Here is an 18,177-nt window from a genome sequence, read left to right on the forward strand (position 1 = left end):
TATGCCCTTGCATTCCTGCCGGCCATCCCCATTTTGCACCAATCGGCGAAGGCGGACGCTAGGGCGTAAAATAGCCTTATTTCAACCCTTCCGCGAGCACATCCATGGCAATTTACCAGTTGGGCGAGCATGCGCCCGAGATCGATGCGTCGGCTTTCGTGGCCGATTCCGCCAACCTGATCGGCAAAGTCACCCTGGAGGCGAACGCCTCGGTGTGGTTCGGGGTCACGATTCGCGGCGACAACGAACGCATCACGATCGGCGAAAACAGCAACGTCCAGGAAGGCACCGTGATGCACACCGACATGGGCTACCCGCTTACGCTCGGCAAGGGCGTGACGGTCGGCCACCAGGCGATGCTGCATGGCTGCACGGTGGGCGACGGCTCGCTGATCGGCATCCAGGCCGTGATCCTGAACGGCGCAAAGATCGGCAAAGGCTGCCTGGTCGGCGCCGGCGCCCTGGTAACCGAAGGAAAAGAGTTCCCGGACCACTCGCTGATACTGGGTTCGCCCGCGAAAGTGGTGCGAACGCTCACGGAAGAAGACCTGCAGCGCCTGCAAGGCAATGCCGCCAGTTACGTGGCGCGCGGCCAGCTGTTCAAGGCGCAGCTCAAGCAAATCGGATAGACAATGACGACAACGGACACCAAAGACACCCTGCAGAAATTCATCTTCGACAACGCCGCTGTGCGCGGCGAGCTGGTCGAGATTTCCGACACCTGGCGCGAGATCCAGGCCCGCCACGGCTACCCGAAAGCCGTGCGCTCGATGCTGGGCGAAATGGTGGCCGCCGCCGCCCTGCTGTCGGCCAACCTGAAGTTCAATGGCTCGATCGTGATGCAGATCCACGGCGACGGTCCGGTGCGCCTGATGGTGGTCGAGTGCGACGCCGACCTGCGCATCCGTGCGACCGCAAAGCTCGCGCCGGACGCCGAGGTGGCCGACGACGCGAGCCTGCGCCAGTTGTTGAATGCCACCGGCCACGGCCGCTTCGTGATCACGCTCGATCCGCTGGAAAAGATGCCGGGCCAGCAGCCCTACCAGGGCATCGTGCCGCTCGACGGCGAGAACATGGCGACCGTCATCGAAAACTACATGCTGCGTTCCGAGCAGATGGACACGCGCCTGTGGCTGGCGGCCGACGACAAGGTTTCGCGCGGCCTGCTGCTGCAAAAGCTGCCGCGCCACAGCGGCAAGGACGACCAGACCGTCCAGGCTTCCGAAGAAGAAGACCTGGAAACCTGGAACCGCGCCGTCATGCTCGGCAGCACGCTGAAGCAGGAAGAACTGCTCAGCACCGGCATCGAGACCCTGCTCAATCGCCTGTTCTGGGAAGAGACGATCCGCGTGTTCGAGCCGCAGCACCCGCAGTTCCACTGCAGCTGCACCCGCGAGAAGGTCGGCAACATGCTGAAAATGCTGGGCCAGCCGGAAGTCGAATCGGCGCTGGCGGACCTGGGCGAACTGGGCATCAACTGCGACTTCTGCGGCAAGCACTACGCCTTCGACAAGGTCGATTGCGCCCAGCTGTTCGCGACCAGCACCACGGCCGACGCGCTGGCGCCGGCTGCTGACGTAAAACACTAAAAGAGAGACCGTTGACGATGCGCGACACGCCCCGCTCCGCCTTCCCCCACCTGCTCGCGCTACCCACGCGCTGGATGGACAACGACAGCTACGGGCATATCAACAACGTCAACTACTACAGCTTCTTCGACACCGCGGTCAATCGCTACCTGATCGACCGCGGCGTGCTCGACATCCACAAGGACGACATCGTCGGCTTCGTGGTCGAGACCAGCTGCTCCTACTTCAGTTCGATTTCCTTCCCGGACGTGATCCACGTCGGCGTGCGCGTGGCCAAGCTCGGCAATTCGAGCGTGCGCTACGAACTGGCCCTGTTCCGCAACGACGAGCCCCTGCCCTCGGCGGCCGGGCATTTCGTGCACGTGTACGTGGATCGCCGCAGCAACAAGTCGGTACCGATTCCGCAGGCCGTGCGCGAGGTGCTGGCCGGCCTGCAAACCTGATGTAGGGTGGGCACTCCGTGCCCACGCTGTCCCGGCATACGAATGTCCGCGTGGGCACGGAGTGCCCACCCTACAGCGTCTTAAGCCCGCAGATGCGCGATTTCGACCGAGCCGTTCTCGTCGAAGATCGGCGACAGGGAGGCCAGCCGCACGGCATCGTTGAAGTCGCTTGCAGTGATCACGCAATAACCCGACATCGCACTGCTGCTGATCTTCGGCCCGAGCAGCCGGCTCGGTACCTCGACGCTGCCGTGGCTGAGCGCGCCGCGGTCGACCAGCGCCCCTCCCAGTTCGTTGAACCACGCGTCCCAGCGCGCCGGTTCATGCCGCGGACCTTCCGTCTCCCCGATGGTCGCGCCCCGAAACACGATCAGAAACCTGTCCATTCCGCTCCTCCTTCCGCTGTCTGTACACGCCCGACCGTAGCACAAGCCCTGCCGCGCTGACGCACGCTCGACTGTCCCGGATTTGAAACGGAGCACCGTGCTACAGGATTATCGGGGCGATGCTAAGCTGTTGCATTGTTGGCAGTGTTGCCATTTCCGCAAAACACTGCCTCTTACTACAGGAGAAATGCAATGCACATGGATACCGGAATCAGCACCGAAGACCGCGCAAAAATCGTCGAATCGCTCTCGACCGTCCTGGCCGATGCCTTCATGGTCTACCTGAAGACCCACAATTTCCACTGGAACGTGACCGGCCCGATGTTCTCGACCCTGCACGTGATGTTCGAGGAACAGTACACCGAGCAATGGAACGCGCTGGACGAGATCGCCGAGCGCATCCGCGCCCTGGGCCACTTCGCCCCGGCCACATCCCGCCGCTACGTCGAGCTGTCGAACATCTCCGAAGAGCCGGAAGTCCTGTCGGCCAAGGAAATGATCCGCCAGCTGGTCGACGGCAATGAAGTCCTGGTGCGCACGATGCGCGAAGCCGTCAAGGTCGCCGACGACCTCGACGATTTCCCGACCGCCGACATGCTGACCACCCGCATGGAAGTGCACGAAAAGAACGCCTGGATGCTGCGTTCCTTCCTCGAACAGGGCGCCGGTGCATCGCAGGGCGACGCATCGTCGGACTGAGAAAGCCCCTGAAGGCTGCGCTTATGCAGCCTTCGCAAGGCGCGGCGCGGACGCCGGCACGGGGCGTGCGCGCGCTGCCGTCTGCACGGCCGGGCGGCCTGCGAGACGGAAGTGCGACACCAGCTGTTCCAGGTGCGCCGACTGTTCCTGCATGCTGGCCGCCGCTGCGGCCGCCTCTTCGACCAGTGCGGCATTCTGCTGGGTGCTCTGGTCCATCTGCAGGATCGCCTCGTTGACCTGGTCGATGCCCAGGCTCTGCTCGCGGCTGGCGGCCGTGATTTCGGCCATGATGCTGGTCACGCGGGCCACGCTGGCGACCACCTCGCCGATGGTGGCGCCGGCCTGTTGAACCAGGCTGGTCCCGGTATTCACCTGGGCCACCGAATCCCCGATCAAGCCCTTGATTTCCTTGGCGGCCGTCGCCGAGCGCTGCGCCAGGTTGCGCACTTCGCTGGCGACGACGGCAAAGCCGCGCCCCTGCTCGCCGGCGCGCGCCGCTTCCACCGCCGCGTTCAGGGCCAGGATATTGGTCTGGAACGCGATCGCGTCGATGACGCCGATGATGTCCACGATCTTGCGCGAGGCCGAATCGATCGCGCCCATCGTATCGACCACCTGGCCGACGATCTCGCCGCCGCGCGCCGCGACCTGCGAGGCATCCTGCGCCAGGCGGTTCGCCTGGGTCGCGCTCTCGGCGTTCTGGCGCACCGTCGCCGTCAACTCCTCCATCGAGGACGCGGTTTCCTCGAGCGCGCCGGCCTGCTGCTCGGTGCGGCTCGACAGGTCGAGGTTGCCGCTGGCGATCTCGGTCGAGGCGCCGGCGATCGCCCGGGTGCCGTGCTGCACTTCGGAGACGACCTTGGTCAGGCCCTCGTTCATCGTCTGCATCGCGCGCAGCAGGTCGCCGACCTCGTCGCCGCGCTCGCGCTCGAAGCTATGCGTCAGGTCGCCGCCGGCGACCGCTTCGGCCGCCTGCACCGCGTCCTGCAGCGGACGGGTGATCGAGCGCGTGATCGCCACGGCGGCCAGGGCGCCCAGCACCAGCATCAGGCCATTGAGCAGCAGCGACAGGCCGGCGCGCCGCTCGTAGTCCGCGCGGATGGCCGTGGTCATCTGGTCGATGGTCGTGCGCTGCAGCGCGAGCAGGTCCTTCAGGGCCGCCGAATAGGCTTGCGCCGCCGGGTCGAAGCCCTCCGTATAGAGGCGTTCGGCGCCGGCCGCGTCGCCCGCCTTCTTCGCATCCATCACCTGCACTTTCAGGGCCTGGTATTTGGCGCGCAGCGACTTGACCGTCTCCAGCTTGCGCTTCTCGTCGTCCGAGGTCAGCAGCGGTTCGATCTGCTTGATCAGCTCGGTCGAGGTGGTCACGCTGTCGGCGATGGTCTTGGCGAACACGGTGCTGAGAGTGGTATCGGTGCTGCGCGCGATCAGCGAGGTACGGGCGATCGCGGAATAGGTCATCGTGTTCCAGCTCGAGACCAGGCGCTCCTTGGTCAGCGGCACGGCCATCATCTCCTCGGTGGCCCGGGCGCTGGCGCGCGCCGCATACAGGGCCGACGCGGTGGCGACGGTGGCAAGGATCAGGATCAGTGCAAAGGCGAGCGTCAGGCGGGTGCCGATGCGCATGTGTTGGAAGAATCGGTTCATGGGTCGTTGTCTCGTTATGATTACTTATTGAAACCCAGCAGTCGCGCCGCTGTAGGACTTATCTTACGGAAACAAATATACCCTTAAGAAAAGTCAATACGCTATTTCTTGTTAGAAATGCCACAACATCATGGGTTTTGGTTGCCAGCCTGCAACAACATGAAACGAAGCGACCGTGCCAGTCCACTTGCCTTGCGCCGGCTTTCGCATTACATTAAAAGGCAACCATTTGGTTGCATATAGCGAGTCCATACAAGGAGACAAAGACATGAGCACCGAGACCGACCGCATCGAACGCGACATCGACATCAAGGCGCCGCGCACGCGGGTCTGGCGCGCCCTCGCCGACGCCACGGAATTCGGCAGCTGGTTCGGCGTGAACCTGCAAGGCCAGTCCTTCGTCGCCGGCGAACGCGTGCGCGGACACATCACGCACCCGGGTTATGAACACCTGCAATTCGAGGCACGGGTCGAACGCGTCGAGCCGGAGCGGCTGCTGTCGTTTTACTGGCACCCGTATGCGATCGATCCGGCCGTCGACTACAGCCAGGAGGAACCGACCCTGGTCACCTTCACCCTGCAGGATCTTCCGAATCAGGGCACCCGCCTCACTGTGGTCGAATCCGGCTTCGACAAGGTACCGGCCGCGCGCCGCCAGGAAGCCTTCCGCATGAACAGCCAGGGCTGGGATGCGCAGGTCGGCAACATCGCGCGCCATGTCGGCGGATAAAGAACAAATCGGGCTGGCGGGCGTCTTCGCGGCCCTGGGCGACCCGACCCGGCTGCGGCTGGTGACCTTGCTCTGCGCCGGCGGGCTGTTCTCGATCGCCCAGCTCACCACGAGCACGGATCTCAGCCGCCAGGCCGTGACCAAGCACCTGCAGGTGCTTGCCGACGCCGGACTGGTGCGCGACGTCAAAGTCGGGCGCGAGCGGCGCTGGCAGCTGGCGCCGGAACGCATCGACGAGGCGCGCCGGAGCCTGGACGCGATCGGGCGCCAGTGGGAAGCGGCGCTCGGGCGCCTCAAGCGTTTCGTCGAAGCCGAGGGCGGCTGATCAGCCGCCTGAACCCTGCTCGAACACGGCAAGCTGCGCGGCGAAGGCGCGCTGGTAAGCAGGCCGCGCCTCGCCGCGGGCGATATAGGCCGCGATGCCTGGATACTCGTCCAGCAGGCCCGATGGGCCGAGGCGGCGCAGCACCGTCACCATCATCAGGTCGGCCGCGCTGAATGCGCCGTCGAGCCAGTCCGCGCTGCCGAGGTAGGCCGACAGTTCGTCCAGGCGCTTGCGGATGCGGTCCTTGACGGCCGGCAGGCGCTGCGCGGTCCAGGCTTCCTTCGCTTCCAGCAGGACGGCGTTCTGCAGCTCGAGGATGGGCGGCTCGATCGTGTTCACGGCGGCGAACATCCAGGTGATCGCGCGCGCCCGCGCATCGGCATCCGGCGGCAGCAGGCCCGGATAGCGTTCGCCCAGGTGCAGCACGATCGATCCCGACTCGAACAGGTGCAGGCCGTCTTCTTCAAAGGTCGGGATCTGGCCGAAGGGATTGACGGCGCGGTGCGCGGGCTCCTTCAGCGCCGTGAAGGAGACCAGGCGCACCTCGTAGGGCTGGCCGACCTCTTCGAAGGCCCAGCGCACGCGCATGTCGCGCGCCAGGCCCTGCCCGCGGTCGGGCGAGTGTTCGAAGGCAGTGATGGTGGCGGCCATGGCGGCACTCAGAGTTGCGGCAGGATGTAGTCGAACTCGTAGAAATGCTTGCGCTCCTCGATACGGATGCGCATGTTGCCCGCGATGCCGGCCAGTTCGCCGGTGCCGGAATCGGGCACGACCGTGATCGACAGCGACTGCGCGCCGCGCGCCATGGTGCCCGTGTGCTGGACGACGAAGCTGCCGCTGCGGCCCTGCAGCGTGCCGGTGACGCGCTCGATGGCGACGTAGCCGGCCGAGCCTTCGGTGGTCGTCATCGCCGACAGCATCTCGCCGACGCCCTTGCCTTCGAGTTCGCCGTGGTATTGCTTGTCGATCGCCATGCGGCCGGTCGTGACGCCGTCGCGCACCTCCGGCTGGCCCTGCGGGGTGACGGTCACATCGAATGGTCCTGCGACATGTTGCTGGCTCATGATCGGCTTCCTTGTGGATGAAGAGATAGCGAACATTCTAGGGCAATCGGCCGGCCTTGCGTTTGCCGATTTTCACGGCCCCGGCTTGCGCGCCGGCTGCAGCACCCTTTCCAATTTGAAAAGAGTTTTTGTCACTTCCCGCGGTTTCATGCACAATCATATTTTTGCGGAAAGGCAAAAATATATGCATGTAATCAAGTGCTTAACGCTTTCCCTGATGCTGCTGGCGCCTTGCGCCGGTGCCCTTGCCGAGGACGTGAACGTCGGCGCCCCGCTCCCCCGCTTCGCGCTGCTCAAGGAAGGCACGCACCGCTACCTGCGCTTCATGAAAGCTGGCGAAGCCAGCACGCCGGCGGACATCTGGACCCGCGAAGTGAAGTTCGAACAGCGCGACGGCAAGGCCTTGCTGCGCATCCGCCAGCGCTGGGACGGCGTCGTACCCGGCCCTTCGGTACGCCTGATCGATTCGTGGTTCGAGGACGGCACCTTCCGTCCGCTGTCCCACCAGCGCATCACGGAACGCGACGGCAAGCGCGTGGTCGAAGGCTTCGACTTCGCGCCAGAGCGGATCACGGGCATGCAGGCGCTGGCGGAGAATACGCAGAAGGACTCGTCGGTGGCATCGAGCGAGCCGACCTTCAACTTCGAAACCGACATCGAATTCCTGCAAACCCTGCCGCTCGCGTCCGGCTACGAGGCGCGCATCAATTTCTATCATCCGGGCGGACCGACGCCACCGCAGCGCTATACCTTCAAGGTCAGCGGATCGGCGACGATCGCGGGACCGGCGGGGCCGGTCGACTGCTGGGTCGTGACGACGGACTACAACAAGCCGGGATCGGTGTCGACCTTCTGGTTTGCGAAGGGGACGCAGCTGATGGTGCGGCAGGAGAGCAAGATGGGCGAGCGGACGCTGGTGAAGACGCTGATCGAATAGCAGCGGCGCGGCGGATTGGCGGCTGGCTGAACGCGTGGGCGGGAGATCCGCCCACCTTACGTGTCAGCTCGCATGTCTCGCCGAAGGCCAGGGTGCGACGCATCGACCCGTAAGGTGGGCGGCTTTGCCGCCCACGCGTCGCACGTTGGATCAGTGCGCCGCACCCGGCATATGCAAATCGATCACCTTCATGATCGCCAGCGTCGTGGACATGCTCATCTCGCCGCTGGCGAAAGCCTGGCGCAGTTCGAGCTGGGGGATGCCCGCGGCGGCGGCCAGGTGGGTCGTGCCTTCGGCGCGCGCGGCGGCTGCAAAGGCCTCCATCAACACGCCGGCGTCGCCGCTTTCGAAAGCGCCGGCCAGATAGGCGGCCAGGGCCTCGAGCGTGGCCAGCTGCGCTGCGGGATCGGTACTCATGGGTTCAGTGCGTGACGGGAGGGTGCTCGCCCTTGCCCGCTTTCGGCGGCGGCGGAGGCGGCGGAACGGTCATCGATTCGACCGGCTTCTCGTTCTTGCGCAGCACCTGCACGAAGATTTCGTTTTGCTTGATCATGCCCAGTTCCAGGCGCGCGCGCTCCTCGACGGAGCCGAGGCCTTCGCGCAGGTCGCGCACTTCGGATTCGAGCTTGGCGTTGCGGGCGCGGAGCCCGTCGGTGTGGCCTTGCGCCTTTTCGACCTGGTCGGTCAGGTCGGCGACGGTCAGCATGCCGCCCTTCCCCAGCCACAGGGGATACTGGATCAACAACAGCAGTGCGGCGAGAACGAGCGTAATGATGCGCATGGGAGGAATGGCGGAACACGGGCCGCCACGATGGCGGCCCGCGAAGGTACGACAGATTACTTCAAGTTGTAGAACGCGTCACGGCCAGGATAGCTGGCGACGTCGCCGAGGTCTTCCTCGATGCGCAGCAGCTGGTTGTACTTGGCCATGCGGTCCGAACGCGACATCGAGCCGGTCTTGATCTGCAGGGCGTTCAGGCCCACGGCGATGTCGGCGATGGTCGAGTCCTCGGTCTCGCCCGAACGGTGCGAGATCACGGCGGTGTAGCCGGCGCGCTTGGCCATCTCGATGGCGGCGAAGGTCTCGGTCAGGGTGCCGATCTGGTTGATCTTGATGAGGATCGAGTTGGCGATGCCCTTCTGGATGCCCTCTTTCAAAATCTTGGTGTTGGTGACGAACAGGTCGTCGCCCACCAGCTGCACGCGCTTGCCCAGAGCCGCGGTCAGGGTCGCCCAGCCTTCCCAGTCGCCTTCGTGCATCGCGTCCTCGATCGAGATGATCGGGTACTTGTCGCACCAGGTGGCGAGCATGTTGGTGAAGTCGGTCGCCGTCAGTTCCAGGCCTTCGCCTTCCAGGTGGTACTTGCCGTCCTTGTAGAACTCGCTGGCGGCGCAATCGAGGCCGATGGCGATCTGGGTGCCGGCTTCATAGCCTGCCTGCTCGATCGCCTGCATGATCAGCTTGATGGCTTCTTCGTGGCTCGAGACCGATGGCGCGAAACCGCCTTCGTCGCCGACCGCGGTCGACAGGCCCTTCGAATGCAGGATCTTCTTCAGGGTGTGGAAGACTTCGGCGCCGTAGCGGATCGCTTCCTTGAACGAAGGTGCGCCGACCGGGATGATCATGAATTCCTGGATGTCCAGGTTGTTGTCGGCATGCGCGCCGCCGTTGATGACGTTCATCATCGGCACCGGCATCTGCATCGCGCCCGAACCGCCGAAGTAGCGGTACAGCGGCAGGCCCGCTTCTTCAGCGGCGGCTTTCGCCACGGCCATCGAGACGGCCAGCATCGCGTTGGCGCCCAGGCGGCTCTTGTTCTCGGTGCCGTCCAGGTCGATCAGGGTGCGGTCCAGGAAAGCCTGTTCGTTGGCGTCCAGGCCCATGATGGCTTCGCTGATCTCGGTGTTGATGTTCTCGCAGGCTTGCAGCACGCCCTTGCCGAAGTAACGCTTCGGGTCGCCGTCGCGCAGCTCGATCGCTTCGCGCGAACCGGTCGATGCGCCCGACGGCACGGCGGCACGGCCCATCACGCCGGATTCCAGCAGGACGTCGCATTCGACGGTCGGATTGCCGCGCGAGTCAATGATCTCGCGGCCGATGATATCAACGATAGCACTCATGTTCTACATCTCCAAAGGGTAAAAATCCTCTCGCACATGAAACACGAGGCGCCAATGTGGGCGCCTCGTCTTCATGCTTCATTAGCTCAACAGTATTATGCCTTGAAGTCGCTCTCAAGGAAGCCCGCACGTTTCACGACACGGTCGATGTCGACCAGGGTCGTGAGCAGTTCCTTCATGCGGCCCAGCGGCACGGCGTTCGGGCCGTCGGACAGGGCGTTCTTCGGATCCGGGTGGGTTTCCATGAACAGGCCGGCGATACCGGCAGCCACCGCGGCGCGCGACAGCACTGGGATGTGCTCGCGCTGGCCGCCCGAGGACGTGCCCTGCCCGCCCGGCAGCTGCACCGAGTGGGTCGCATCGAACACCACCGGGCAGTTCGATTCGCGCATGATGGCGAGCGAACGCATGTCGGACACCAGGTTGTTGTAGCCGAAGGAAGCGCCGCGTTCGCAGGCCATGAAGTTGTCTTCGTTCAGGCCGGCCGCGCGTGCAGCATTGCGTGCCTTCTCGATCACGTTCTTCATGTCGCCCGGGGCCAGGAACTGGCCCTTCTTGATGTTCACCGGCAGGCCCGAACGGGCGCATGCGTTGATGAAGTCGGTCTGGCGGCACAGGAAGGCCGGGGTCTGCAGCACGTCGACGATGCTCGACACTTCAGGAATCTCTTCCTCGGTGTGGACGTCGGTCAGCACCGGCACGCCGATTGTCTTCTTGACGTCGGCGAGGATCTCCAGGCCCTTCTCGCGGCCGGGACCGCGGAACGAGGTGCCCGACGAGCGGTTCGCCTTGTCGAAGGACGACTTGTAGATGAACGGGATACCGAGGGCGCTGGTGATTTCTTTCAGCGTGCCGGCGGTGTCGAGCGCCATCTGGCGCGATTCGATGACGCAGGTACCGGCGATCAGGAAGATCGGCTGGTCCTGGCCTACTTCAAAGCCGCAAAGCTTCATGCTGCGTCTCCTTGCAATGCAGGTGCGTTCGCCGCAGTCTTGGCATTCGCCGACTGGTGCGCGAGCGCAGCCTGGATGAACGACGTGAACAGCGGATGGCCGCTGCGCGGGGTCGACTTGAATTCAGGGTGGAACTGCACGCCCATGTACCACGGGTGCGAATTCGGACCGCTGCGCGGCAGTTCCATGATCTCGCACAGGTCTTCGTTCGGGGTGCGCGCCGCGACGACCATGCCGGCCGCTTCCACCTTCGGCAGGTAGAAGTTGTTGGCTTCGTAGCGGTGGCGGTGGCGTTCGGTGACGACGCTGCCGTAGATCTCGGCGGCCAGGGTCTCCGGCTTGACCGCGCAGGTCTGGGCGCCCAGGCGCATGGTGCCGCCCAGGTCCGAGTTCTCGTCGCGCTTCTCGACTTTGCCGTCGTGGTTCTGCCACTCGTTGATCAGGGCGACCACCGGCTGGTCGGTCTCGAGATCGAACTCGGTGGAGTTCGCGTTCGGAAGACCCGCCATGTGGCGCGCGTATTCGATCAGCGCGACCTGCATGCCCAGGCAGATGCCGAGGTACGGGATCTTGTTTTCGCGGGCGTAGCGCGCGGCCATGATCTTGCCTTCCACGCCGCGCTTGCCGAAGCCGCCCGGGACCAGGATGGCGTCGTATTTCGCCAGGTCGTCGCAGCCCTTGGCTTCGATCTCTTCCGAATCCAGGTACTCGATGTTGACGCGGCTTTCGGTGTGGATGCCGGCGTGGCGCAGCGCTTCGGTCAGCGACTTGTACGATTCCGTCAGGTCGACGTACTTGCCGACCATGCCGATGGTGACTTCGCGCTTCGGGTTTTCCAGCGTGTGGATCAGTTTTGCCCACATCGACAGGTCGGCCGGCGGCGCCTGCAGGTCGAGCGCATCGAGGATGATGTCGTCCAGGCCCTGCTCGTTCAGCACGGCCGGGACCTTGTAGATGGTGTCGACGTCCCAGACCGAAATCACGGCCTGCTCTTCGACGTTGGCGAACAGCGAAATCTTGGCGCGCTCGTCGTCCGGAATGCGGCGATCGGCGCGGCACAGCAGCGCGTTCGGCGAAATGCCGATCTCGCGCAGCTTCTGCACGCTGTGCTGGGTCGGCTTGGTTTTCAGTTCGCCGGCCGATGCGATGTACGGGACCAGGGTCAGGTGCACGAAGGCGGTCGACTTGCGGCCGGCGCGCAGCGACAGCTGGCGCGCGGCTTCGAGGAAGGGCAGCGACTCGATGTCGCCGACGGTGCCGCCGATCTCGACCAGCGCAACGTCCACGCCTTCGGCGCCGCGGCGGATGTAGTCCTGGATTTCGTTGGTGATGTGCGGGATCACCTGCACGGTCTTGCCGAGGTACTCGCCGCGACGCTCCTTGCGAATCACCGATTCGTAGATCTGGCCGGTGGTGAAGTTGTTCACCTTCTTCATGCGGGTGCTGATGAAGCGCTCGTAGTGGCCGAGGTCGAGGTCGGTCTCGGCGCCATCGTCGGTCACGAAGACTTCGCCGTGCTGCATCGGGCTCATCGTGCCCGGATCCACGTTAATGTAGGGATCGAGCTTGAGCATGGTGACTTTGAGGCCACGCGATTCGAGGATCGCGGCAAGGGAAGCGGCCGCAATCCCCTTGCCCAGGGAAGACACGACGCCGCCAGTGACGAATACAAATTTGGTCATTGTGCTGAAGGTGCCGAACGGCACGCGCGGGAAATTGAAATTATACCTTAAACGAGCGCAAACATTGTCATGCCAAGTCTGACGCCAGGCTGACGCGGCCGTTTGACTGCGCTTCGGAGGGCTGCGCACGGGCGAACTGTTTCGTAAAGACAACGGCCAGCCGTCACAATGGACGCCCTGCTCAACATATATCCTGCATGCAATTGCAATTGCCATGAGTCAAGGTTACATTCGTTCTTCTCTTATTTGTATAGGCAGGATCGGGATGGGCTTTTTTAACAACCTCAATATCGGCAAGCGCCTCGCTGCCGGTTTCGCACTGACCCTGGCCATGGTGATCCTGATCGCCTCGGTCGGCATCGTCCGCCTCAACAGCGGCGCAGCCAGCACGGCGCAAGTCCTGGCCGAACCGCTGGCCAAGGAACGCATGATCACCGAGTGGTACATGCAGGTCTTCGCGGCCGTGCGCCGTACCGCCGCCATCGTCAAGAGCAGCGACGCCTCCCTCGGCGCCTACTTCAAGGAAGACGCGGCCCAGACCGGCAAGCGCTCGGCCGAACTGCTCAAGCAGATCGAGCCCCTCATCGACGCCGGCGAGGAAAAAACCCTGTTCGACAAGATCACCGAGCAGCGCAAGGCTTATTCGAGCGCGCGCGACGAAGCCGTCAAGGCCAAGGCCGCAGGCGACGAAGCGCTGGCCGCGAAGATCCTCGACGAACGTTTCACCCCGACCGCCAAGGCCTACCAGGACTCGATGCAGCAGCTGGTCGCCATGCAGGCGGCGAACATCGCGGCCACCGCGCGCAGCATCGGCGAACGCGCCGACAGCAGCGAGACCCTGCTCGGCATGCTGGCGGCCTTCTCGGTCCTGCTCGGCGCGATCTCTTCGTGGTTCCTGACGCGCGGCATCGTACGCCCGATCCGCGAAGCCGTCGCGCTGGCCGAAACCGTCGCCAGCGGCGACCTCACGCGCCAGATCCACTCCACCACGCGCGACGAAAGCGGCGCCCTGCTGCGCGCGCTGCGCCACATGAACGACAGCCTGGTGAAAATCGTCACCGAAGTGCGCAGCGGCACCGACACCATCAGCGGCGCCTCCAGCGAGATCGCCGCCGGCAACATGGACCTGTCTTCGCGTACCGAACAGCAGGCCGCTTCGCTCGAAGAGACGGCTGCCTCGATGGAGCAGATCACCGGCACCGTGCGCCAGAACGCGGACAATGCGCGCCAGGCCAACCAGCTGGCGATCACCGCATCGAACGTCGCCGTCGAAGGCGGCTCGGTCGTCAGCCAGGTCATCACGACCATGGGTTCGATCAACGAATCCTCGCGCAAGATCGTCGACATCATCGGCGTCATCGACGGCATCGCCTTCCAGACCAACATCCTGGCGCTGAACGCGGCGGTCGAAGCGGCACGCGCCGGCGAGCAGGGCCGCGGGTTTGCGGTCGTGGCCTCGGAGGTGCGTACGCTGGCCCAGCGTTCGGCCGCGGCGGCGAAGGAAATCAAGACCCTGATCGGGGACTCGGTCGAGAAGGTCGATGCGGGCGCCAAGCTGGTCGACCAGGCCGGCGCGACGATGGAACAGGTGGTGGAATCGATCCGCCGCGTGACCGACATCATGGCCGAGATCACGCATGCGACCCAGGAACAAAGCAGCGGGATCGAACAGGTGAACATCACGATCGGCCAGATGGACGAGACCACCCAGCAGAACGCGGCCCTGGTCGAGGAATCGGCGGCGGCGGCGGGGGCGATGCAGGAGCAGGCAGCCAAGCTGGCGCAGGTGGTGGGCGTGTTCAAGCTGGATGCGCAGGCAATCGTTGTGCCGAAAGCGGCGCCAGTGGCGCGTGCCGTGGTGGTAGTGCCGAAGAAGCCTGCCGTTGCAAAGGCGCCGAGCGCTCCTGCGGCGGCCAAGCCTGCGCCGCGTGCCAAGGCGACGGCGGCAGCGGACGAGTGGGAAGAGTTCTGATCGCTGTTTGAATCGCGATCGATGAAAAGCCGCCCGCATGTTGGGCGGCTTTTTTTTGCGCCGCATGTGTGCGAATGGTGATACCGCGTGGGCAAAAGTGCCCACCCTACGAACTTTTTCGCGTCGCGTGTTCGCGAACTGTGCAACGCGTGGAGTCAGGACTCCACCCTACGAATAGCAATGAATCGTAGGGTGGAGTCCTGACTCCACGCGTTTACACGGTAAGCACAAACAAAAACGCCGGCATCACGCCGGCGTCTTCGCTCCTACTTCAAGACCTTACTTCTTCTGGCCCGGCTTCAGCAGATCCAGCAGGATCGCCGTTTCCGCCTGGATGAACGAACGCACGGTCGGCTTGAAGTCAGGCGCCCACTGCGGCGAGTGCGTGCCTGGCGGGTACTTGCCGGCCTTGCGTGCGTCGGCCAGTTTCTTCGGCTCGACCGCGCCGACGTGCAGCAGCACGGCTTTGACGCCGGCCTGGCCGTAGTTGGCGAAGTCTTCCGAGGTCATCTTGGCCGGCATCTCGACCACCTTGTCGGCGCCCAGCGCGCCCTGCACCGCCGCGACGGCGCGTGCGGTCAGTTCCGGGTCGTTGTAGACCGAATCGGCGCCCGGCACGATGTCCACTTGCGGCTTCTTCGGTGCACCTGCTGCCTGGGCTTCGCCCTCGACTTCGCGCACGATGCTGGCCAGGACGCGCTGGCGCACTTCCGGCTTGAAGGTGCGGACCGTCAGCTGCAGCTTGACCTGGTCAGGCACGATGTTGGCTTGCGTGCCGCCGTGGATGCTGCCGACGGTGATGACGACCGGGTCAGCCGGGTTGTTCTCGCGCGAGATCAGGGTCTGCAGCGCCATCACGACGCGTGCCGACATGACGACCGGGTCGCGGGTTTCCTGCGGCGTGGCGCCGTGGCCGCCCTGGCCGTGGATGGTGATGGTGACGGTATCGGCCGAAGCGCGGAAGTGACCGGCGTGCCAGCCGACCTGGCCCGCGGGCAGCGTGCCTTCGTCGTGCATCGAGATCGCGTAGTCAGGCTTCGGGAAGCGCTTGAACAGGCCATCCTTGAGCATCGCTTCGGAACCCTTCAGCGGCTCTTCGGCCGGCTGGCCGACCAGCATCAGGGTGCCGCTCCAGGCCTTGCGGTTTTCCGCCAGCAGTTTCGCCGTGGCGTACCAGGCCGACATGTGGACGTCGTGGCCGCAGGCGTGCATGGTCGGGACGGTCTCGCCGGCCGCGTTCTTGGCGGTGGCGGTGCTGGCGAAGGCCAGGCCGGTCTTTTCCTGGACCGGCAGCGCGTCCAGTTCGGTGCGCAGCATGGCGATCGGGCCCGGGCCGTTCTTCAGGATGGCGACGATGCCGGTGCCGCCGACGCCGGTGGTGACTTCGAAGCCCAGCGCTTTCACGCGCTCGGCCAGCTTCTTGGCGGTCTGGTGTTCGTTGAAGGCCAGCTCGGGATTGCGGTGCAGGTCCTGGTAGAGCGCTTCGATGGTCGGATAGTCCTTGTCCAGCTGGGCCGTGAACTCAGGCGGCAGGGCTGCCGCATGGGCGGTACCGGCAGTGATGACGCCGGCCAGCAGGAGGTGTTTCAGAAGGCGGTTGGATGGTTTCATGATCTTCCAGAAGAGAGCGCCACCAGGACGCGGAAAAGGTGAAATCTACTTCAGATTTCAAAGGTTCAGGAGCGTACCAGTTCAAATTCCCCAAAGCAATATTTAACAATTAACGTGGCAAGACTATCAGCAAAAGTGTCGTAAAAATTTCCCTACATCACTTTTTTATGGATTTCTTCAGGGAAACGATCGTAAAATCCGCCCTCTCCATGCGTGTGTTGACGCTGCCTCTCGCCGTCCTGGCCGCCACGCCTTCTACTTCCCCTACGAACAAGGAAAGCTGTAATGGGTTTCATCTCGAACATCAAAATCGGCAAGCGCCTCGGACTCGGCTTCGCGCTGATCCTCGCCATGACCGTGCTGATCGCGCTCGCCGGCGTATGGCGTCTCAACGAGGTGGCCGGCGCCACCCGCAACATGATGGCAGCTCCGCTCACGAAGGAGCGCCTGATTACCGACTGGTACAGCCTGAATTTCGCGTCGATCCGCCGTACCGCCGCGATCGTCAAGAGCACCGACCCGGCGCTCGGCCCCTACTTCAAGGAAGACTCGGCCGCATCGGTGAAGAAAGCCGCCGAACTGCTCAAGCAGATCGAGCCGCTGATCGAAGGCGAAGCCGAGAAGGCGCAGTTCGCCAAGATCCTCGAACAGCGCAAGGCCTACAGCGCCTCGCGCGACGGCGCCGTCAAGGCCAAGGCCGAGGGCAACGAAGAAGAAGCGGCACGCCTGCTGAACGAGAAGTTCACCCCGGCCGCCAAGCTGTACCAGGAACTGCTGCAGGAACTGGTCGTCATGCAGCGCACCAGCATCGACGATACCGCCAAGGCGATCGACGCCACGGCCGCCCGCGCGAGCACCAACATCACGCTGCTGACCGCCGGCGCGGTCCTGCTCGGCGCGATCCTGTCCTGGCTGCTCACCACCGGCATCACCCGTCCGATCCGCGACGCCGTGGAACTGGCCGAAACCGTGGCCGGCGGCGACCTGACCCGCACCATCGACGCCACCACGAAGGATGAAACCGGCGCCCTGCTGCGCGCCCTGCGCCACATGAACGACAGCCTGGTCACGATCGTGACCCAGGTCCGCAACGGCACCGACACCATCGCCACCGGCTCGGCCGAAATCTCGGCCGGCAACCTCGATCTCTCGAGCCGTACCGAACAGCAGGCCGGCGCGCTGGAAGAAACCGCCGCCTCGATGGAAGAACTGACCACCACCGTGCGCCAGAACGCCGACAACGCACGCCAGGCCAACCAGCTGTCGATCGCCGCGTCCGAAGTGGCGGCGCAAGGCGGCGCCGTGGTCGGCCAGGTCATCACGACCATGGGCTCGATCAACGAATCCTCGCGCAAGATCGTCGACATCATTGGTGTCATCGACGGCATCGCCTTCCAGACCAACATCCTGGCGCTGAACGCGGCAGTGGAGGCGGCGCGCGCCGGCGAACAGGGCCGCGGCTTCGCGGTCGTGGCATCGGAAGTGCGTACGCTGGCCCAGCGTTCGGCCGCAGCGGCCAAGGAAATCAAGGCGCTGATCGGCGACTCGGTCGACAAGGTCGACGTCGGCGCCAAGCTGGTCGACCAGGCCGGCGCGACGATGGAGCAAGTCGTCTCGTCGATCCGCCGCGTCACCGACATCATGGCCGAGATCACCCACGCCAGCCAGGAACAGACCGGCGGCATCGAGCAGGTCAATTCGGCCATCGGCCAGATGGACCAGGTCACCCAGCAGAACGCCGCCCTGGTCGAGGAAGCCGCCGCGGCAGCCGCCTCGATGCAGGACCAGGCCGCGCAGCTGGCCCATGTCGTGGGCGTGTTCAAGCTGAACGGCCAGGCAGCGGCCGCCCCGGTGGCGCCGGCCGCCCCCGCCCTGGCCCGTCCAGCCCCTGCCCTGCGCATGGCCAAGGCCGCGCCAGCGAAGGCACCGGCGAAGGCAAAGGCACGCGTCGACGCCGACGAATGGGAAACCTTCTGATCGGCTGGCCAGTCGCTTGATTGAAACGCCCGCTTTGCGGG

Annotated in this window: 19 protein-coding genes; 9 read left to right on the forward strand and 10 right to left on the reverse strand. The window is 64.5% G+C overall.

Going from position 1 to position 18,177, the window contains the following annotated elements:
* Positions 1 to 104 precede the first annotated feature (104 nt).
* Genes ACFPQ5_RS15535 through ACFPQ5_RS15545 form a run of 3 tightly spaced genes read left to right on the forward strand, consistent with a single transcriptional unit; the run spans position 105 to position 2,032 of the window.
* Positions 105 to 629 carry a gamma carbonic anhydrase family protein gene (locus tag ACFPQ5_RS15535; protein WP_379757401.1) on the forward strand — a complete coding sequence of 175 codons (525 nt, stop codon included), beginning with the start codon at positions 105 to 107 and terminating at the stop codon, positions 627 to 629.
* 3 nt (positions 630 to 632) lie between these two features.
* Complete coding sequence (hslO, locus tag ACFPQ5_RS15540; protein ID WP_379757404.1) at positions 633 to 1,589, forward strand: Hsp33 family molecular chaperone HslO; 957 nt, start codon at positions 633 to 635, stop codon at positions 1,587 to 1,589.
* 17 nt (positions 1,590 to 1,606) lie between these two features.
* Entirely contained in the window at positions 1,607 to 2,032 is a 426-nt protein-coding gene (locus ACFPQ5_RS15545) for an acyl-CoA thioesterase (RefSeq protein WP_379757407.1), read from the forward strand.
* 80 nt (positions 2,033 to 2,112) lie between these two features.
* On the opposite strand, the gene ACFPQ5_RS15550 is transcribed toward ACFPQ5_RS15545, so the two are convergent.
* Positions 2,113 to 2,418 carry a hypothetical protein gene (locus tag ACFPQ5_RS15550; RefSeq protein WP_379757410.1) on the reverse strand — a complete coding sequence of 102 codons (306 nt, stop codon included), beginning with the start codon at positions 2,416 to 2,418 and terminating at the stop codon, positions 2,113 to 2,115.
* 192 nt (positions 2,419 to 2,610) lie between these two features.
* On the opposite strand from ACFPQ5_RS15550, the gene ACFPQ5_RS15555 reads away from it, so the two are divergent.
* Positions 2,611 to 3,117, forward strand: coding sequence for a Dps family protein (locus ACFPQ5_RS15555; protein ID WP_379757413.1), 507 nt, complete (start codon positions 2,611 to 2,613; stop codon positions 3,115 to 3,117).
* Between the two features lie 21 nt (positions 3,118 to 3,138).
* Here ACFPQ5_RS15555 and ACFPQ5_RS15560 read toward each other — a convergent pair whose 3' ends face one another.
* Complete coding sequence (locus ACFPQ5_RS15560) at positions 3,139 to 4,764, reverse strand: methyl-accepting chemotaxis protein (protein WP_379757416.1); 1,626 nt, start codon at positions 4,762 to 4,764, stop codon at positions 3,139 to 3,141.
* Positions 4,765 to 5,032: 268 nt separating this feature from the next.
* Here ACFPQ5_RS15560 and ACFPQ5_RS15565 point away from each other — a divergent pair, with 268 nt between their 5' ends.
* Both ACFPQ5_RS15565 and ACFPQ5_RS15570 read left to right on the forward strand, forming a co-directional pair.
* Positions 5,033 to 5,494 (forward strand): SRPBCC family protein, encoded by a 462-nt coding sequence (locus ACFPQ5_RS15565; protein WP_379757419.1) that lies wholly within the window; start codon positions 5,033 to 5,035, stop codon positions 5,492 to 5,494.
* A complete protein-coding gene (locus tag ACFPQ5_RS15570; protein WP_379757422.1) occupies positions 5,481 to 5,819 on the forward strand; it encodes an ArsR/SmtB family transcription factor in 339 nt (112 codons plus the stop codon). The genes ACFPQ5_RS15565 and ACFPQ5_RS15570 overlap by 14 nt, the downstream gene beginning before the upstream one ends.
* On the opposite strand, the gene ACFPQ5_RS15575 is transcribed toward ACFPQ5_RS15570, so the two are convergent.
* Positions 5,820 to 6,470: a glutathione S-transferase family protein gene (locus ACFPQ5_RS15575; protein ID WP_379757425.1), complete on the reverse strand. Its 651-nt coding sequence runs from the start codon at positions 6,468 to 6,470 to the stop codon at positions 5,820 to 5,822. It lies immediately after the preceding gene.
* A gap of 8 nt (positions 6,471 to 6,478) precedes the next feature.
* On the reverse strand, positions 6,479 to 6,883 hold the full coding sequence (locus ACFPQ5_RS15580; protein ID WP_379757428.1) for a DUF3224 domain-containing protein: 405 nt from the start codon (positions 6,881 to 6,883) through the stop codon (positions 6,479 to 6,481).
* A gap of 217 nt (positions 6,884 to 7,100) precedes the next feature.
* Between ACFPQ5_RS15580 and ACFPQ5_RS15585 the strand changes: the two genes are divergently transcribed.
* The gene (locus ACFPQ5_RS15585; RefSeq protein ID WP_379757431.1) at positions 7,101 to 7,820 is read left to right on the forward strand and encodes a DUF3108 domain-containing protein; all 720 of its coding nucleotides are present in this window, start codon (positions 7,101 to 7,103) and stop codon (positions 7,818 to 7,820) included.
* Between the two features lie 150 nt (positions 7,821 to 7,970).
* Here the strand turns inward: ACFPQ5_RS15585 and ACFPQ5_RS15590 are convergent, their stop codons facing one another.
* From ACFPQ5_RS15590 to ACFPQ5_RS15610, 5 genes are all read right to left on the reverse strand, one after another.
* On the reverse strand, positions 7,971 to 8,237 hold the full coding sequence (locus tag ACFPQ5_RS15590; RefSeq protein WP_379757434.1) for a hypothetical protein: 267 nt from the start codon (positions 8,235 to 8,237) through the stop codon (positions 7,971 to 7,973).
* A 4-nt stretch (positions 8,238 to 8,241) separates the two neighbouring features.
* Positions 8,242 to 8,601 (reverse strand): cell division protein FtsB, encoded by a 360-nt coding sequence (gene ftsB, locus ACFPQ5_RS15595; protein WP_379757437.1) that lies wholly within the window; start codon positions 8,599 to 8,601, stop codon positions 8,242 to 8,244.
* A gap of 56 nt (positions 8,602 to 8,657) precedes the next feature.
* Positions 8,658 to 9,941 (reverse strand): phosphopyruvate hydratase, encoded by a 1,284-nt coding sequence (eno, locus tag ACFPQ5_RS15600; RefSeq protein ID WP_379757440.1) that lies wholly within the window; start codon positions 9,939 to 9,941, stop codon positions 8,658 to 8,660.
* A 95-nt stretch (positions 9,942 to 10,036) separates the two neighbouring features.
* Positions 10,037 to 10,894 carry a 3-deoxy-8-phosphooctulonate synthase gene (gene kdsA / locus ACFPQ5_RS15605; RefSeq protein ID WP_379757443.1) on the reverse strand — a complete coding sequence of 286 codons (858 nt, stop codon included), beginning with the start codon at positions 10,892 to 10,894 and terminating at the stop codon, positions 10,037 to 10,039.
* Entirely contained in the window at positions 10,891 to 12,576 is a 1,686-nt protein-coding gene (locus ACFPQ5_RS15610) for a CTP synthase (protein ID WP_379757446.1), read from the reverse strand. The genes kdsA and ACFPQ5_RS15610 overlap by 4 nt, the downstream gene beginning before the upstream one ends.
* A 265-nt stretch (positions 12,577 to 12,841) precedes the next feature.
* Between ACFPQ5_RS15610 and ACFPQ5_RS15615 the strand changes: the two genes are divergently transcribed.
* Complete coding sequence (locus ACFPQ5_RS15615; protein WP_379757448.1) at positions 12,842 to 14,548, forward strand: methyl-accepting chemotaxis protein; 1,707 nt, start codon at positions 12,842 to 12,844, stop codon at positions 14,546 to 14,548.
* Positions 14,549 to 14,827: 279 nt separating this feature from the next.
* Here the strand turns inward: ACFPQ5_RS15615 and ACFPQ5_RS15620 are convergent, their stop codons facing one another.
* Positions 14,828 to 16,159, reverse strand: a complete 1,332-nt coding sequence (locus ACFPQ5_RS15620; protein ID WP_379757451.1) for an amidohydrolase — start codon at positions 16,157 to 16,159, stop codon at positions 14,828 to 14,830.
* Positions 16,160 to 16,444: 285 nt separating this feature from the next.
* On the opposite strand from ACFPQ5_RS15620, the gene ACFPQ5_RS15625 reads away from it, so the two are divergent.
* Positions 16,445 to 18,136, forward strand: coding sequence for a methyl-accepting chemotaxis protein (locus tag ACFPQ5_RS15625; RefSeq protein WP_379757454.1), 1,692 nt, complete (start codon positions 16,445 to 16,447; stop codon positions 18,134 to 18,136).
* The last annotated feature ends 41 nt before the right edge of the window (positions 18,137 to 18,177 follow it).

Source organism: Massilia suwonensis, assembly GCF_042655665.1.
GTDB classification, from domain to species: domain Bacteria; phylum Pseudomonadota; class Gammaproteobacteria; order Burkholderiales; family Burkholderiaceae_D; genus Telluria; species Telluria suwonensis.

What these genes read in the sequence shown, in the direction of transcription:
- ACFPQ5_RS15625 (WP_379757454.1), top strand. Translation starts at nt 16,445, where the DNA reads ATGGGTTTCATCTCGAACATCAAAATCGGCAAGCGCCTCGGACTCGGC.
- ftsB (WP_379757437.1), bottom strand. Translation starts at nt 8,601, where the DNA reads ATGCGCATCATTACGCTCGTTCTCGCCGCACTGCTGTTGTTGATCCAG.
- ACFPQ5_RS15565 (WP_379757419.1), top strand. Translation starts at nt 5,033, where the DNA reads ATGAGCACCGAGACCGACCGCATCGAACGCGACATCGACATCAAGGCG.
- ACFPQ5_RS15610 (WP_379757446.1), bottom strand. Translation starts at nt 12,576, where the DNA reads ATGACCAAATTTGTATTCGTCACTGGCGGCGTCGTGTCTTCCCTGGGC.
- ACFPQ5_RS15620 (WP_379757451.1), bottom strand. Translation starts at nt 16,159, where the DNA reads ATGAAACCATCCAACCGCCTTCTGAAACACCTCCTGCTGGCCGGCGTC.
- ACFPQ5_RS15535 (WP_379757401.1), top strand. Translation starts at nt 105, where the DNA reads ATGGCAATTTACCAGTTGGGCGAGCATGCGCCCGAGATCGATGCGTCG.
- ACFPQ5_RS15585 (WP_379757431.1), top strand. Translation starts at nt 7,101, where the DNA reads ATGCTGCTGGCGCCTTGCGCCGGTGCCCTTGCCGAGGACGTGAACGTC.
- ACFPQ5_RS15560 (WP_379757416.1), bottom strand. Translation starts at nt 4,764, where the DNA reads ATGAACCGATTCTTCCAACACATGCGCATCGGCACCCGCCTGACGCTC.
- ACFPQ5_RS15545 (WP_379757407.1), top strand. Translation starts at nt 1,607, where the DNA reads ATGCGCGACACGCCCCGCTCCGCCTTCCCCCACCTGCTCGCGCTACCC.
- eno (WP_379757440.1), bottom strand. Translation starts at nt 9,941, where the DNA reads ATGAGTGCTATCGTTGATATCATCGGCCGCGAGATCATTGACTCGCGC.
- hslO (WP_379757404.1), top strand. Translation starts at nt 633, where the DNA reads ATGACGACAACGGACACCAAAGACACCCTGCAGAAATTCATCTTCGAC.
- kdsA (WP_379757443.1), bottom strand. Translation starts at nt 10,894, where the DNA reads ATGAAGCTTTGCGGCTTTGAAGTAGGCCAGGACCAGCCGATCTTCCTG.
- ACFPQ5_RS15570 (WP_379757422.1), top strand. Translation starts at nt 5,481, where the DNA reads ATGTCGGCGGATAAAGAACAAATCGGGCTGGCGGGCGTCTTCGCGGCC.
- ACFPQ5_RS15550 (WP_379757410.1), bottom strand. Translation starts at nt 2,418, where the DNA reads ATGGACAGGTTTCTGATCGTGTTTCGGGGCGCGACCATCGGGGAGACG.
- ACFPQ5_RS15615 (WP_379757448.1), top strand. Translation starts at nt 12,842, where the DNA reads ATGGGCTTTTTTAACAACCTCAATATCGGCAAGCGCCTCGCTGCCGGT.
- ACFPQ5_RS15575 (WP_379757425.1), bottom strand. Translation starts at nt 6,470, where the DNA reads ATGGCCGCCACCATCACTGCCTTCGAACACTCGCCCGACCGCGGGCAG.
- ACFPQ5_RS15555 (WP_379757413.1), top strand. Translation starts at nt 2,611, where the DNA reads ATGCACATGGATACCGGAATCAGCACCGAAGACCGCGCAAAAATCGTC.
- ACFPQ5_RS15580 (WP_379757428.1), bottom strand. Translation starts at nt 6,883, where the DNA reads ATGAGCCAGCAACATGTCGCAGGACCATTCGATGTGACCGTCACCCCG.
- ACFPQ5_RS15590 (WP_379757434.1), bottom strand. Translation starts at nt 8,237, where the DNA reads ATGAGTACCGATCCCGCAGCGCAGCTGGCCACGCTCGAGGCCCTGGCC.